Annotated in this window: 14 protein-coding genes; 1 reads left to right on the top strand and 13 read right to left on the bottom strand. The window is 42.8% G+C overall.

Annotated elements, in window-relative coordinates:
• Positions 1 to 265: 265 nt before the first annotated feature.
• Entirely contained in the window at positions 266 to 1,639 is a 1,374-nt protein-coding gene (gene rlmD, locus ASU00_RS13030) for a 23S rRNA (uracil(1939)-C(5))-methyltransferase RlmD (protein WP_057914020.1), read from the bottom strand.
• A gap of 189 nt (positions 1,640 to 1,828) precedes the next feature.
• On the opposite strand from rlmD, the gene ASU00_RS13025 reads away from it, so the two are divergent.
• The gene (locus ASU00_RS13025) at positions 1,829 to 2,047 is read left to right on the top strand and encodes a hypothetical protein (RefSeq protein WP_057913908.1); all 219 of its coding nucleotides are present in this window, start codon (positions 1,829 to 1,831) and stop codon (positions 2,045 to 2,047) included.
• Positions 2,048 to 2,105: 58 nt separating this feature from the next.
• Here ASU00_RS13025 and ASU00_RS13020 read toward each other — a convergent pair whose 3' ends face one another.
• The 12 genes from ASU00_RS13020 to pcrA form a co-directional block, all read right to left on the bottom strand.
• Positions 2,106 to 2,660 (bottom strand): GNAT family N-acetyltransferase, encoded by a 555-nt coding sequence (locus ASU00_RS13020; protein WP_057913907.1) that lies wholly within the window; start codon positions 2,658 to 2,660, stop codon positions 2,106 to 2,108.
• 63 nt (positions 2,661 to 2,723) lie between these two features.
• Positions 2,724 to 3,638, bottom strand: a complete 915-nt coding sequence (locus ASU00_RS13015) for a diacylglycerol kinase (RefSeq protein ID WP_057913906.1) — start codon at positions 3,636 to 3,638, stop codon at positions 2,724 to 2,726.
• Positions 3,639 to 3,820: 182 nt separating this feature from the next.
• Complete coding sequence (locus tag ASU00_RS13010) at positions 3,821 to 4,750, bottom strand: LiaF transmembrane domain-containing protein (RefSeq protein ID WP_057913905.1); 930 nt, start codon at positions 4,748 to 4,750, stop codon at positions 3,821 to 3,823.
• The gene (locus ASU00_RS13005; protein WP_057913904.1) at positions 4,747 to 5,817 is read right to left on the bottom strand and encodes a hypothetical protein; all 1,071 of its coding nucleotides are present in this window, start codon (positions 5,815 to 5,817) and stop codon (positions 4,747 to 4,749) included. Before ASU00_RS13005 ends, ASU00_RS13010 begins: the two co-directional genes overlap by 4 nt.
• The gene (locus ASU00_RS13000) at positions 5,810 to 6,277 is read right to left on the bottom strand and encodes a hypothetical protein (protein WP_057913903.1); all 468 of its coding nucleotides are present in this window, start codon (positions 6,275 to 6,277) and stop codon (positions 5,810 to 5,812) included. The genes ASU00_RS13005 and ASU00_RS13000 overlap by 8 nt, the downstream gene beginning before the upstream one ends.
• Positions 6,274 to 6,816 (bottom strand): RNA polymerase sigma factor, encoded by a 543-nt coding sequence (locus ASU00_RS12995; RefSeq protein ID WP_236712723.1) that lies wholly within the window; start codon positions 6,814 to 6,816, stop codon positions 6,274 to 6,276. Before ASU00_RS12995 ends, ASU00_RS13000 begins: the two co-directional genes overlap by 4 nt.
• Positions 6,817 to 6,964: 148 nt before the next feature.
• Positions 6,965 to 8,392: an Asp-tRNA(Asn)/Glu-tRNA(Gln) amidotransferase subunit GatB gene (gatB, locus tag ASU00_RS12990; RefSeq protein ID WP_057913901.1), complete on the bottom strand. Its 1,428-nt coding sequence runs from the start codon at positions 8,390 to 8,392 to the stop codon at positions 6,965 to 6,967.
• A gap of 12 nt (positions 8,393 to 8,404) precedes the next feature.
• The gene (gene gatA / locus ASU00_RS12985; protein ID WP_057913900.1) at positions 8,405 to 9,865 is read right to left on the bottom strand and encodes an Asp-tRNA(Asn)/Glu-tRNA(Gln) amidotransferase subunit GatA; all 1,461 of its coding nucleotides are present in this window, start codon (positions 9,863 to 9,865) and stop codon (positions 8,405 to 8,407) included.
• Positions 9,866 to 9,877: 12 nt separating this feature from the next.
• Positions 9,878 to 10,168 (bottom strand): Asp-tRNA(Asn)/Glu-tRNA(Gln) amidotransferase subunit GatC, encoded by a 291-nt coding sequence (gene gatC, locus ASU00_RS12980; RefSeq protein ID WP_057913899.1) that lies wholly within the window; start codon positions 10,166 to 10,168, stop codon positions 9,878 to 9,880.
• Positions 10,169 to 10,485: 317 nt separating this feature from the next.
• Entirely contained in the window at positions 10,486 to 11,655 is a 1,170-nt protein-coding gene (locus ASU00_RS12975) for a CamS family sex pheromone protein (protein WP_057913898.1), read from the bottom strand.
• A gap of 11 nt (positions 11,656 to 11,666) precedes the next feature.
• Positions 11,667 to 13,673, bottom strand: coding sequence for an NAD-dependent DNA ligase LigA (gene ligA / locus ASU00_RS12970; RefSeq protein ID WP_057913897.1), 2,007 nt, complete (start codon positions 13,671 to 13,673; stop codon positions 11,667 to 11,669).
• A 104-nt stretch (positions 13,674 to 13,777) separates the two neighbouring features.
• On the bottom strand, positions 13,778 to 16,027 hold the full coding sequence (gene pcrA / locus ASU00_RS12965; protein WP_057913896.1) for a DNA helicase PcrA: 2,250 nt from the start codon (positions 16,025 to 16,027) through the stop codon (positions 13,778 to 13,780).
• Positions 16,028 to 16,053 lie beyond the last annotated feature (26 nt).

Below are 16,053 nucleotides of genomic sequence, written 5' to 3'. Positions count from 1 at the left end.
TTCCTATCCAACTGCCGAATATAAATAATCTGTACTTAGATCGTTTCATTCCACTGCAGGCACTCCCTTTCCGCGAGAGTCTCGTTGCCTTCTGTTTCATTCCACAAAGTTTTAGCAGTAAGAAAATTCGAATTCGATTGCTAATAGCATTGGAGAAATTCTTAGCCCTTTCTTCTATGCATGAATACAACAAATATATTTTTTTAAGACGCCTTGTCCCTAAAAGAAAAAGAGCCCTGTCACGAGGACAGCGCTCCTTTTAGGATTATGATTTAAGTTCTAGTAATACAACGTTTTCCACATGTGTCGTCATCGGGAACATATCCACTGGCTGGATATCGACTGCTTTATATCCACCAGCTTCCAAGATATGAAGATCACGAGCCAAAGTTCCTGGATTACATGATACATAGACCACTTTGTTCGGTTTCATCTCGATGATTGTGTTAAGGAGGGATTCCTCACAGCCTTTGCGAGGTGGATCGACGACGATGACATCAGCCGTGTTTCCTTTTTGGTACCATTCAGCAATAACGTTTCCTGCATCGCCCACGATGAATTCCGCATTCGAGATTTCATTTAATTCCGCGTTGCGGCGAGCATCTTCGATCGCTTCTTCCACCACTTCGACACCGATGACTTTTTTCGCTTTTTTAGCTAGGAATAAAGAGATTGTACCAATGCCGCAGTATGCATCAATCACTGTCTCTTCTCCTGTTAATCCCGCGTAATCAAGGGCTTTATCATAAAGGACCTTTGTTTGATCAGGATTGATTTGATAAAAGGATTTAGCAGAAATGGCAAATTTCACATCGCCAATCGTATCATGAATCACTTCGTCGCCCCATAATAAAGTCATGTTATCGCCTAAAATGACGTTTGTTTTCTTAGAATTCACGTTTTGTACGATGGATTTCACTTTTGGCAGACGCTCAACGATTTCCTTGACGATCGTTTCAATGAAAGGGATACTCTTCGTTCTTGTAACTAGGACGATCATCAATTCGCCCGTTTGCTTGCCGTAACGAGCCATTATGTGCCGCAACACACCTTTATGTGACTCCTCATCATAAGCAGGGATACCTAGCTTACTGAAGGTCTCCTTCACAACTTGGACAGCTTCACTGATCACTTCATGTTGAATGATGCTTTCTTTCGTTTCAACAATCTCATGTGTCCGTGGTTTGAAGAATCCCGCAATTAACTTTCCATCCTTTTCGCCGACAGGTACTTGCGCTTTATTTCGATAATGAGTTGGATTTTCCATACCGATGATCGGATGGACAACCGCGTCCTCTAATTTTCCGATGCGCGCCATCACTTCACGGACTTGCTTTTCCTTGAATTCCAACTGCCCTTCATAGCTCATATGCTGCAGCTGGCATCCACCGTATTTATGGTAGTCTTCCGCTTTGACCTCCACACGATATGGACTATTTTCAGTAATCTCCATCAAGCGGCCGAAGCCATACCCTTTATTCGCCTTCATCACTTTTATTTTCGCTTTTTCACCAGGCAAGGCATTCTGGACAAAGATTGGGTAGCCATCAACTTTAGCCACTCCTGCTCCTTCATGTGTTAAGTCCTCGAATAAAACCTCTATAATATCATTTTTAGCAACAGGTGCTGTTTTTTTCATATCATCTTCTCTTTTCTTTTTTATGCTAGCCTGTATTTTACCACAATCGGAGCCTTGCCACAAAACGACTCACCAAATTACCTTGGTTTTCATAAAAATATAGTGGAAGGAATTACGTGCTTTTTACAGTTCCATGCATAAAAGCACGAAAAAAAAAGAAAAATAAGGAAAAATAGATGAGGTGAGGAAATGGGTTTATTTAACTCTATATCGGCCTGGAATGCGACACGGCTAGAAAAACATCGAGCAAGTATGGAGGAAAAAGGCCTCTGTCCGGATTGTTACGGGCGTGGATACAGCTCCTTCGTACCGACAGAATATCATTTTTCCGATATACACGATTGTCCTGGTTGTAACGGCAGCGGAACTTATGCTGATTGGGCAGCCATGAATGGACAGCAAATGTAGGCATACAAGTCGAAAGCATATAAAAAGAACCTCCTCGTCAAGCAGGAGGTTCTTCTATTCATTTAACTAAATAGCCAAACTCATAGCCGCTAATCATAACCGTTTTGATTTCTTTATAGCCTAATTTGTTATAAAGACGACTAGCCCCTTCATTCACATTTTCCACGACTAAAGAGACTCTTGGATATCCCTTTTGCTTAGCATATTCCTCAACGTATTGAATCAATGCGCTCCCTATTCCTTTTCCTTGGAATTTCGGGTCGACCGATATAGTATCCAAGTAAAAGTCATTTACATCCGATTCTTTATCAAGTGTAATGCTCGCATCTTTCCTCTTACGCCTTAATTGTCCGACAATCGGCGCATCCAAGTCCTGTGCGTCCTTGCCATGATAAGCAATGACTAGTCCCGATATTTCTCCATCATGAACACTTACGAATGTATTTTCATAACTGATCCTATTTCCGCTTTTCTTGAAAAAATAGCTGAGAACAGAAAGGATCCTTTCTTCTTCCGTTTCTCCCGTCAATGTCTCTGCAATTTCCTTAATCGCTAACCGGATCAATACGGCTGCCTTGTCCGCATCTTCCGGTTTCGCATTCCTAATATACATATTCACGCATTCTCCTTGCAAAGTTTTACTGAAAAAGGCCACCGGCTTTCCGTGACCTTTTTTTTATTTATTTGTCGGATCATCCGGCAATATTCCTTGTGGGATGAATACATCAAAATGGCGATACTGATTTACGAATTCAGCTGGGGCCATCCCGCCAAATTCCCCATCCAAATTTAGCATCATGTCGTTTTTGGCTTGTACTTTTATCCGATTCGCTTTTTCATAAATGACGTTTTTATCATGAATATGTTCTCCACGCATTGCCAATGTTGCGACACGGACAATATCCGCGAGATTGGCTTTTTTCAAGATAAGCAGTGTGAACATTCCATCATTGAGGGAAGCATCAGGAGCCAATTTCTCAAATCCGCCGACTGAATTCGTGTTAGCAACCAAGAAAAGCATGATCTCTCCTTCAAAAAGCTTTCCATCATACTCAATGGAAACCTCCGTTGGTTTAATTGAAGGAAGCATTTCAATACCTTTTATATAATATGCCAGCTGCCCAAGCATCGTTTTCAGCTTAATCGGCACGTCGTAAGTCAATTCTGTCAATCGGCCACCGCCAGCAATATTAATGAAGTATTTATCATTCATTTTACCAATGTCTATCGGCATCGTATGCCCGCGGGCAATAATTTCGGCTGCCCCTTCAATTGATTTCGGTAAATGAAGCGCCCGAGCGAAATCATTCGTCGTCCCCGTTGGAATGATTCCTAGTTTCGGACGTTTTTCTGCAGTGGCCAGTCCATTAACAACCTCATAAATCGTACCGTCGCCCCCTGCTGCAATGACAATATCATAGCCTCGTTCAATTGCAATCTTAGCTGCATTCGTCGCATCACCAGCACCAGTCGTGGCATGTGCAGAGGCTTCGTAACCAGCTTCCTCAAGTTTGGCAAGTACTCCTGGCAGACTCTTCTTAATGGCTTCCCGGCCCGAAGTCGGGTTGTAAATCAACCTTGCTCTTTTCATTTCCCATCATCCTTATACATATTGATTCCATAATTTACATCTTAATCCTTCGTTACATGAAAAGCAATATTCGAAAAAAAGAGGACCAAACTTTCGGTCCATATCTTTATATGCATTTTCCACAATTGTTATCAGGGAAATTATAATGCTTTTTATCATTTTATTCTAGTAATTGATTTCATTCACGGATAATGAACGGTAACATTGAACGAATCCATGACTGTTAAACTATGATCCCCATTTCCCAACTTGAATATTCCGTTCTTTTTTGCAGGGTCAGTTTCACTCATTTGCACTCGCTTCCCTTCATTGAACTTCCAGCCGTCTTTAGGGCCTTCAATTTCATCGACCCCTCGTGCCTCTATTTCAATATCGCTATTTTCTTGAAGGAATACACTAAGGTTCCCGCTGTCCTTCACTTTCCAATCATTCAAAAGCTTCCTTGGCTTCAAGACAAGATCTGTACTTTTTCCATCTATCTCCAAGGCCAAGTCAGCAGGTATGACGAGAGTCGCCTCAAGGTTCATCCTGCCAGTGTCCAATAGCCTGTTTGTGATCGGCAAATCCTTGAAGCTGATATAAAGCGTATCACCATTTCTTTTAACCAGTAAATAATCTTCCGTTTGCTTCAACAAAGGCTTTGCATTCTCCATTCCCCGCTCATCATATGTTCCGAAAATGGAAACCGACTCCTCCGAACCACTTTCGATCGTCAAGGGATATGAACCCGAATCCAAGACGACTCTTTGTATTCCTTTGCCAGCCTTTTCGTTAAACCCAGGTAAATCGACGGTTTTTTCTTCGCTTTTCACCGCTGCCCTGACCTCATCCATCAGGCCGCTTGACGTTAGCAGTATGCACACAATTCCCATCATCCCCAGCACGCCCACGAAAACGATACTAAGAAAATCATATTTCACGAAGGAACTTTCTTTCCTGGAAAAAAAGACAAAGAAGAGAATCTCTGCGCCCAAAATGATGAACACTAACGGCCACCATGATAGCAGTATTGGCGTCAAATCCATATGCATGAATTGGGAAACGAGTAAAACCACACCTAAACCAACAAGCGCACCACCCATTGAAATCGTTCCGACTCTCCAAGTTCTCATTTTGTCTCCTCCTTCACCCTTGTTTTTTTACTTCCCGCCATCAGCTTGATACCCCCACCAATAAGAAGGATGCACACTAAGCCTTTTTGAAAGTAATCTCTAAACCAATATTCCAAGTTACTACCAATCCATTCATCTAAATGAGGAGCGATCGCCGGCACGATGAGATTGCTAGTCAAGAAATAGATCCCGAGCCCCACCAAGCCAAGGCCTATCCACTTTTGTTGGTTGACGATCCCTGAAATGATCGGTGTATCTTCAACAGGTCCTTCCTCCATTTTCGAGGCTTTTTGCAATCCATCAAAAAAGCTATAAAACCAGATGATCGGAATCAGGAAAAAGAAGAAGCCTAACCGGAGCAAATCCAATATGTAAATGGCGAATAAAAAGCCAGCCATCAATTGGATGCCGCGTTTTTGCAGGCCTAAATATAAGTGGCCGGCTCCAGGGAAAATTGCAAATAAAGACGCAACCGATTTACTCTTCTTCCCGGATTCCCGCCTTTCCTCGAAATCTTCCAGCACGGTCCGATCGATAAGGATCTCACCTCGTTGCTTTTTATTCAGCTGTTGAACGGAATCAAAAAAGCTGTAAACCCAGATAATCGGCAAAAGGGCCATGAAAATTAACAGACCTTCCATCTGCGTCGTCACACTGATGAATATCACCATAATGCCAAGGCCTAAAAAACCAATGAGAAAAATGAGTCCCCGGTTCATGAGGCCCAACTGAAAATGCCCTAACCCTGGGACGAATGAAAGGATGATTACATAAAACCTTTCCGCCTCCGGCTGATTTTCCGTTCCCTCTAAAGTTTTTTCACCTTGAGGATTTCTCAGCGAGGTAATTACCAAATCAAATATACTGATGAAATAAAAAATCATACCAATAATGGAAAAGCCCAGAAAAGCTTCCGATTGACTGAGCAAATATAGAAAAACCCCTCCAAGCCCCAATCCAGCCGTGGCAAGAAAATAAAAAAGCCCTTTATATTTTCTTCCTAGGTAAAAATGTCCGAAACCTGGCAGAAACGATAATAAAATAGCTAATACCGGACGTTTATTCATTTCTAAACCCCTCCTTATTTTTCTTTTCAATCGAGTCCATCCAATTAAATGTTTTTTCAATAAGTCCATCGGTTACGGACTGTGTTTCTACTGCACTGCTCGATTCCACAGAATCGACGTATTCTGTCAATGTTTGAAAAACTCCGCCTGCCATTAATAAAATCGTAAACCCTGCCGCAATCAGGTAATGTCTTGCGATCGTCCGCAGTGATTTCTCTTTTCGTTTTTGCGTAGCCTCCTCACCAGATTCGCCTTTCAATCGGTTAATCGAATTCATGACAGGACCTGCAATATCCATTCCTTCCATGTCCAGACTTGCTTCTTCTTTTTCCATCGCTTCCATATAGGCGGACAAACACTTGTCACAGGAGTATAGATGATTTTCATATTCAATTTTTAGAGTCTCTGGTATTTCATCTGCCAAATAGGCAACCCATCCTGCTTCAGGAACATGATTCATGAAAAATCCTCCTCTTTCCAATGTTTTCTCATCCAATTTCTTGCCCGATATAGCTTTACCTCCACAGATTTGACTTGAATCTGCTGTTCCTCTGCTATTTGCTTGAAGGTCTTTTCCTTTATGTAATAGTCATAGACAACGTCCCTATACCCCTCCGGGAGTTCATTCAGCTTCCGCAATACATGCCTTCTTCTTTCATTTTGAAAAAATAGAGCCTCGACATCATCCGATAGTCCTAATTGAGGATCCGATGAGTATTCCTCATGCGATTCTTCCTTTTGACGTTCCCTTTTTCTCTTTAAATCTATTGCATGATTGACCGCAATCCGGGTTATCCAAGTTTTAAAGCCTTGATTGTTATATTGAGGAAGAGAAGTATAGATTTTGATAAAGACTTCCTGGGTGACATCTTCTGCATCCTTTTGATTGCGCAAGACGGAATAGACCGTTCTGAAAATCGTCTGTTTATACGTTTCAATCAATATCCGGAATGCATGATCATTCCCAGCCCTGACCTTCTCCACTAGCTCATCCGACACTTCTCTTCCTCCCTTCTTGTACACATTCATATAATAGACGACATAAAAAGGAGTTACCCCTACAGATAACCCAAAAATTATTTTTCTCAGTAATCCCTTGCCTTAATCAAGAGAAAACCGTATCACTTTAAAAGTGATACGGTTCGTATTAACGTTTATTGATTTCTTCCACCAAAATCTTATTAACAAGCTGTGGATTTGCTTGTCCTTTTGTCGCTTTCATAATCTGCCCGACAAGGAAGCCGATTGCCTTTTGCTTACCGGCCTTAAAGTCTTCGATTGATTGAGGGTTATTATTCAACGCTTCTTCAACCGCTGTACGCAGCGCGCCTTCATCGGAAATTTGGACAAGTCCTTTTTCCTTGACGATCGTTTCTGCATCTCCACCGTTTTCAATCAATTCTTTGAATACTTTTTTCGCGATTTTAGAAGAAATCGTTCCATCTTCAATTAGCTTGATCATACCTGCCAATGATTCGGCAGTTAACGCCACATCATGCAGTTCTTTTCCTTCTGCATTTAAGAAAGCTGAAACCTCACCCATGATCCAGTTAGATGCTAGTTTTGCATCAGCGCCTGAAGCGACTGTTGCTTCAAAGAAATCTGCACTTTCTTTCGTTACCGTTAAAACGGCTGCATCATATTCCGGTAAGCCAAATTCTTCGATGTAGCGTTTTTTCCGAGCATCCGGAAGTTCCGGAATCTCGGCAGCGATGCGCGCTTTCCATTCTTCATCAATATGGATTGTCAATAAGTCCGGCTCCGGGAAGTAACGGTAATCATCGGAGCCTTCCTTAATTCGCATTAGTACCGTTCTGCCTGTAGCTTCATCGAACCGGCGTGTTTCCTGTTCGATTATGCCGCCTTCATTCAAGATTTCCGCTTGGCGGATTTCTTCATGCTCCAACCCTTTGCGGACGAAGTTGAATGAGTTCAAGTTTTTCAATTCGGTTTTCGTACCGAATTCTTTTTGGCCTACAGGTTTCAAGGAAATGTTAGCATCACAGCGAAGTGAGCCTTCTTCCATTTTACAATCGGAAACGCCGGTGTATTGAATGATCGATTTCAATTTTTCCAGATATGCATAAGCTTCTTCCGGGGAAGTGATATCCGGCTCGGATACGATTTCAACAAGAGGTGTACCCTGGCGGTTATAATCACAAAGTGAATAGTTCCCCTTATGTGTCAGCTTGCCTGCATCCTCTTCCATATGAATGCGGGTAATGCCGATTTTCTTTTTCTTGCCGCCAACCTCGATTTCAATCCAACCATGCTCCCCGATCGGTTGATCGAACTGAGAAATTTGGAATGCTTTAGGATTGTCCGGGTAAAAATAATTTTTCCGGTCGAATTTCGTAATCTCCGCCACTTCGCAATTCAGTGCGATGGCAGCCTTCATTGCAAAATCAACAGCCTTTTTATTGACGACAGGCAATACTCCAGGATAACCAAGGTCAATTACAGTCGTGTTGCTATTTGGAGCGGCACCAAAATGGTTCGGGCTCGCTGAGAAAATTTTCGAATCCGTCTTTAATTCTACGTGTACTTCTAAACCAATGACCGTTTCAAAGTCCATTTTATTCACCCCTTACAGCTTAGGAAATTGTTTATGAAAATCTGTTGCTTGCTCAAATGCGTGAGCCGCGCGGTAAATCGTGCTTTCATCAAAATGCTTACCAATCATTTGCAGGCCAAGCGGAAGCCCGTTCGATCCGAATCCACATGGTACGGATATACCTGGTACACCAGCAAGATTGACTGGAATCGTTAAAATATCGTTTGCATACATCGTTAACGGATCGTCTACTTTTTCACCGATCTTAAATGCCGGTGTAGGTGTAGTCGGCCCAACGATGAGATCGTATTTTTCAAAGACATCTTCAAAGTCTTTTTTAATCAATGTACGTACTTTTTGAGCTTTTTTATAATAAGCATCATAATAACCAGAACTTAAGGAGAAAGTTCCCAGCATGATACGGCGTTTCACTTCGTCACCGAATCCTTCTGCACGGGTTTGCTTATACATCTCTATAAGTGTTTCTGCATTATCTGTACGGTGTCCGTAACGTACACCGTCAAAACGTGAAAGGTTAGCCGAAGCTTCCGATGAAGATAGCAGGTAATACGCTGCTAAAGCATATTTGGAATGCGGCAGAGATACCTCTTCCCATTTTGCTCCAAGTCCTTCTAATACTTTTAACGCTTCAAGTACCGAATTACGTGCTTCTTCCCCAACGCCTTCGCCAAGATATTCTTTAGGAACTGCGATCTTCAATCCTCTGACATCGCCTGTTAACGAATTCACAAAACTTGGCACGTCAACGTTAGCTGAAGTGGAATCCATTGGATCAATACCTGAAATCGCTTCGAGTAAATAAGCATTATCTTCTACCGTTCTTGTAATCGGACCGATTTGGTCTAATGAAGACGCGAACGCAACGAGGCCAAAACGGGAAACCCGTCCATATGTAGGCTTTAAGCCGACAACTCCACAATATGCTGCTGGTTGGCGAATCGATCCACCCGTATCGGAGCCTAGAGAGAATAAGACTTCACCTGAAGCGACAGATGCAGCTGAACCACCAGAAGAACCACCTGGTACATAATCCGTATTCCAAGGGTTGCGTGTTGCCTGATAGGCGGAGTTCTCATTTGACGAACCCATTGCAAATTCATCCATATTCAATTTTCCGATCGTCACCGTTTCTGCCTGCTGTAGCTTTTGAACAACTGTTGCATCATAAATTGGATCAAAGTTCTCCAAAATTTTGCTTGCACATGTCGTCCGTAAATTTTTCGTGACAATATTATCTTTCACTCCAATTGGCATACCAAATAAAGCGCCTTTGTTCTCGCCTTTTACTATTTGATCATCCAATTGTTTTGCTTGATTACGCGCATTTTCTTCATCAAGTGTCAAAAATGCCTTCACCTTGTCCTCTACCTGTCCGATTCGCTTATACGATTCGTCAACAAGATCAGTGACACTGATCTCTTTCTTATGTAAGCGTTCATGAAGCTCAGAAACCTTTTGTTCGAACAACGACATCATTGTCCCTCCTTATTCAATTATGGATGGTACACGGATATATCCTTCTTTGCTATCCGGTGCATTTTTTACTACTTCCGCTACTGGCAATCCTGGTTTTGCGACATCTTCGCGCATAACATTCTTCATATCCAAAACGTGAGAAGTCGGATTCACTTGATCTGTATCAAGCTCATTCAACTGCTCCGCAAATGAGATCATTTGGTCAAGCTGATGTTGAAACTGTTGTGCTTCTTCTTCCGTAATGGCCAAACGAGCCAAATGAGCAACGTGTTTAACTTGTTCCATAGAAATACGTGACATTCTCTTCACCTCCGAAAAAATATCCAAATCGACTGAATTTCGCCGCTTTTATCCATAAAATCATCGTTTAAATCATAACAAACTATTACACAGTAAAGCAACAAGAGATGCCATGTCGAAATTGTAATATTTCATAAGGAAAAAGAGATATTTTCCGGGAAATATGGGAAAGTTGCCGAAATTTCCGGGGAAATGGCACAAAGGCGGTGAATTTCGACAAACCGTCCCTTTTAATGCGCAAACACCCCCTGAAATGGAAGTTTTTAACGTTTATTTGCTTTCAAAAAAAAGACGAAGCTGTTAAGCTTCATCTTTTATCACTCATATATATGCACGGTTGGTTCGTCCTGATTTGCTTCACGGACAATGAGGGCTTCGGGGCCATTTACCGAAGTAATCGATACTTGTACGGAAATATATTTAGGAAAGCGTTCCATCACAAGTCCGGCCACATACTGGGTAAAGCCAATCGCTTCCGAGTTCCCATAAAATTGAATCGGGATATCAATGTTCAAGCTCTGTAATTGATCATCCATATAAAATGCCCTGCCGATGACTCCGTTAAAGTTAGGGAAATATTCTTCAACATCTTCCTTGAAGTTCGTGAAGGTATTGACGTCATCTCGGTATTTTTTTTCAGCACCCACAGAAGGAAATAGGAAATACTCTTCGTCCAAGTTGTTCCATTTTCCAATACTATTAGAGTTTTGTCCGACATTGGTGTAAGAAATGAAATTTCCAGGCACTACGGAAGATTTTTCATTTTGCTCGAATAAGGCAATCGTGATCGGGACATTTTTCAGCTTGTCCATTTTACGCAGCCTTTTTAAAACCTCTGCAGCAATTTTTTCCCCTTCTTGCTTTAACTTTTCACTATTGATTTTGTTTTCATAGGTGGCACCGTACGCCTCTTTTTGATAGTAATGCACTGAATTCAACGCAAGACCAATGACGACTCCGCCAAGGCTGACTGAATTATCCTTTGTTTTGACTAGATAATTATGTTCTAAAATGTGAGCAAGATAAATCGGATTTTCTTCATTCCGCTTATCGATGTCACCTTTACCTGGATCAAGCGGGTTCAAGCCTTGGTTCTGTGTAGCTTTTAGGTCCTTTTCTTTCAGCTGGCTGCTCGTGAATTTTCTGTTAAGCCAGGAAGAAATGGTGGAACTATCAAGCATTTGCCCTTCTTGAAATAGGTAATCTTCCGGATCGAATTGGGTTTGGGCCAACCGCATAAGCCCATTTTCGAATTCTTCTATATCATAGCGGGTATTTAAATTCGATACGACCAAACCGCGGGCTTTTGATGGCTCAAACGGAAGGATTGTTTGATAATATTCTTCCGAAATTTTATACTTCGGAATGATTGCCGTTTCTTTTTTGTCTTTGGAGTCTTGAACTACCTCTTGCTTATCCTCAAAACTAGGTGCACACCCAGCAAGAAGCAGTATAAGAACCATCCCCAAAATAGAGTGTTTCCTCATAGCTACACCTCTTATTTTTTTAGTTCCTCAATCAGTTTCTCTTCATCCCAAACCATGACGCCTAGGCTTTCCGCTTTATCCAGTTTGGAACCGGCATCTTCCCCAGCCACGACCAAATCGGTTTTCTTGCTGACGCTTCCAGCTACGTTAGCCCCAAGCGACTCTAATTTTTCTTTAGCTTCATTACGTGTTAACTGATGCAATTTACCAGTTAATACGACCGTTTTCCCGGCAAAAAATGAATCAATTTCTTCAATGGGAACAGCTCTTGCCCCTTTATAAGCAAGATTCACACCGGCCGCTTCCAGCTCATTCAAAAGTGCATGGACTTCCTCCAATTCAAAATATGCGACAATGGAGTCCGCCATTTTATCGCCTATCTCATTTATGGACGTTAATTGTTCACGGCTTGCCTTACTTAAGGCTTCCATCGTGCCAAATTCCCGAGCCAGTGTTTTTGCCGCTTTCGAACCAACATGCCGAATCCCTAACCCAAATAGCAATTTTTCCAAAGAATTGGTTTTTGAAGCATCGATCGCCTGAAGGAGTTTATTCACCGATTTATCCCCCATCCGTTCCAATGCAATCACTTGATCATATGTAAGCTTATAAATATCAGCTACATCTTGTATCAGTTCTTCTTTAAATAGCAAGCTGATGACTTTCTCACCTAGACTATCTATATTCATGGCCGTCCGGGAAACAAAGTGAATCAAGCCCTCCCGAATTTGTGCAGGACACTTCGGATTGATGCAGCGTAAGGCAACCTCCCCGTCGAGCCGAACAAGTTCACTGCCGCATTCCGGGCACTCAGTCGGCATCTGGAACTCGACCTCATCCCCAGTGCGGCTCTCTGCCAGTACATTGACCACCTCTGGAATGATATCACCGGCTTTTTTCACAACCACTTGGTCTCCGATTCTAATGTCCTTTTCACGAATCAAGTCTTCGTTATGCAGGGAAGCGCGCTGAACAGTCGTACCCGCTACCCGAACGGGGTCCAAAACAGCTGTTGGCGTCAAGACACCCGTACGACCAACATTCAGCTCGATATCACGTAAGGTTGTGATGACTTCTTCAGCAGGGAATTTATAAGCAATGGCCCACCGCGGGCTTTTGGCAGTGTAACCTAATTCATCCTGTTGTTCAAGGGAATTCACCTTTACGACAATGCCATCGATATCATACGCTAAGTTTGGCCGCTGCTCCGTCCATTCTACTATATAGGCTAGCACTTCCTCTATATTGGTGCATGTTTTTCTTTCCCGATTCGTCTTGAATCCCAAACGATCCAATAGATCCATGCCTTCACTTTGGCTAATGACGCCCGTTTCACCTAAATCAGCAATCGCATAAAGGAAAATATCGAGGTTCCGTTTTGCAGCAAGCTTTGGGTCAAGCTGCCTTAACGAACCAGCTGCCGCATTCCGGGGGTTTGCAAACGGTTCTTCACCGCGTTCCTCCTTAACCTTATTCAGGGATTCGAATGATTTTTTCGGCATGAACGCCTCGCCGCGCACTTCTATCGAGATAGGCTCCCGCAGCTTCAATGGAATCGATTTGATCGTTTTAAGATTTGCCGTAATTTCTTCACCGATCGTCCCATCTCCCCGGGTTGCCCCTCTTGTAAAATATCCATTCTCATACTGCAGCGTGACGGCAAGTCCATCTATTTTCAATTCACATACATAGGAGTAATTATCCCCCACTGCTTGGCGGACCTTTCTGTCGAAATCACGTAAGTCACTTTCATTGAAAGCATTTCCCAAGCTAAGCATCGGGGTGGTGTGCTCGACTTTTTCAAACATATCCAAAATCGCTCCGCCAACACGCTGTGTCGGTGAATCTTGCGTTTGCAGCTCTGGAAATTTCTCTTCATACTCAATAAGATCACGGAGCAGTCGGTCATATTCAGCATCAGGCACTGATGGCTGGTCCATCACATGGTATTCATAACTGTATTGGTTCAATAATGTTTGCAGTTCTAGCACTTTCTTCTCTGCAGCTTTTAAGTCCATATGTTCAATCCTTTCTAAAGAAGACTGCACCGCACTTCTATATAGAAGAGCGGTGTCTAAAGTCAGATATCCCTATTCTTTACCAGTAGACGCATAATAATAGCTTAAGCTTTTTCAACTGGTGCAAATTTCGCCAATAGCCGCTTAATGCCAATGGGACTTGGAAATGCAATATCCAGTTCCTTTCCTTCGCCTTCCCCTTTAACGCTCACGACGGTTCCTACACCCCACTTCTTATGCGATGCACGATCACCGACTGCCCAGCCAATCTCTTCACCGCCCGTTGCAGATGGTGCAGAAACAGCTCTTCCAAATGCAGGGACTTTTCTTGTCGATGCCGTTGATGAGGTGCTGGTTCTCGCTGAAGAACTGAAAGGTGTTTGCCTTGCCCTTGGAGCCGGTTTCGGTTTCAGGTCTTCAAGAAGCTCCTCCGGTATTTCCGCGATGAAACGGGAAACTGGATTCATGCTCGTCCGTCCATACAATGTCCGCATTTGGGCATTGCTTATGAATAGCTCATTTTCAGCCCGTGTAATTCCGACATAAGCAAGTCGGCGTTCTTCTTCCATCTCCTCTTCATCCATGAGCGAACGACTATGAGGGAAAACACCTTCTTCAAGCCCCAGTAAAAAGACTACCGGATATTCCAACCCCTTCGCTGAATGCAGTGTCATCAACGTTACCGTATTTGTAGCTTCTTCGGAATTCTCGTCAAGTTGGTCTATATCGGCAACCAACGCCAGGTCAGTCAGAAAGCCCACCAATGATTTGTCCTCGCTATTATCTTCGAACGCTTTCGTCACTGATAAAAACTCATCTATATTTTCAAGCCTGCTTTGTGACTCGATCGTTTTTTCTGCCTGCAGCATCTCACGGTAACCGGTTTTCTTAATTACTTCCTCCACCAGCTCCGTCACCGATAAGTACTCCTGCTGATTTGTATAATTGGTGATTAACGTATGGAATTCCCTTGCTGCCTTGGTCGCCTTCCCGCTTATCCCGACCATTTCCACAGATTCAAGTGCTTTATATATGGAAACATCGTATTGATTCGCATAATCTGCGACTTTGTCCATGGAGGTGGCACCGATGCCGCGCTTTGGTACATTGATTACTCGACGCAGGCTGATGTCATCATCAGGATTGGCAATAAGGCGAAGATAGGCAAGCAAGTCCTTTATCTCTTTACGGTCATAGAACTTAGTGCCCCCAACGATCGCATAGTTTATATTGGATTTAAGCAGCACTTCCTCCATAACCCGGGATTGTGCGTTTGTTCTGTAAAGAATCGCTATATCGGAATATTTTCTGTTGCCATCCTGTACGAGCTCATTGATCTTACCGGCTACGAATTGCGCTTCCCCTTGTTCGTTATCTGCACGGTAATAGAATAGCTTGTTACCATCGGCATTCTCCGTCCAAAGATTCTTTGGTTTCCGGTTTTGATTGTTATCGATAACCTTATTCGCCGCTGCAAGAATCTTTTTTGTCGAGCGGTAGTTCTGCTCGAGGAATATCATGTTGGCATTCGGGTAATCTTTTTCGAATGAAAGGATATTGGCAATATCCGCACCGCGCCAGCGATAGATCGATTGATCTGAATCCCCGACAACACAGAGATTACGGAACCGTGAAGCTAGTAGTTTAACGAGCATATATTGAGCCCTGTTCGTATCTTGGTACTCATCGACATGAATGTATTGGAACTTACGCTGATAATATTCAAGCACTTCCGGTACAAGTTGGAACAATTGAATCGTCATCATGATCAAATCATCGAAATCGAGCGCTGAATTTTTGCGCAGCCGTTTTTGGTACTCCATATATACTTCAGCAGTTATTTTCGTGAAGAAATCTGATGCAGTCTTAAGATATTCTTCCGGATTGACCAATTCATTTTTCGCTGAACTGATGCTGCCTAAAATGGCCCGGTAATCATATTTCTTCGTATCCATATTCCGATCCTTCATGATCTGCTTGATGACCGACTGCTGGTCGGTCGTATCCAATATCGAGAAGTTCCTATTAAAGCCGATACGGTCAATATCTCTTCGTAAAATGCGGACACACATCGAGTGGAACGTCGAAATCCAGATATCCTCCGAGGCACCGCCAAGTATGGCACGGATCCTCTCCTTCATTTCACGTGCCGCTTTATTAGTGAACGTGATGGCAAGGATATTCCAAGGTGCCACTTCCTTCTCTACCATCAAGTAAGCTATTCGGTGAGTCAGCACACGCGTCTTACCACTTCCTGCTCCTGCCATGATTAAAAGTGGGCCATCTGTCGCTTTTACTGCTTTTTGTTGCTGTTCATTCAAACCTATTAGTAATTTTTCCGCTAAATATTGCATTATCACACCACCTATACGAACATTCG

The organism is Peribacillus muralis (assembly GCF_001439925.1).
GTDB lineage: Bacteria > Bacillota > Bacilli > Bacillales > DSM-1321 > Peribacillus > Peribacillus muralis.
This window is presented reverse-complemented; position numbering and strand designations above follow the sequence as displayed.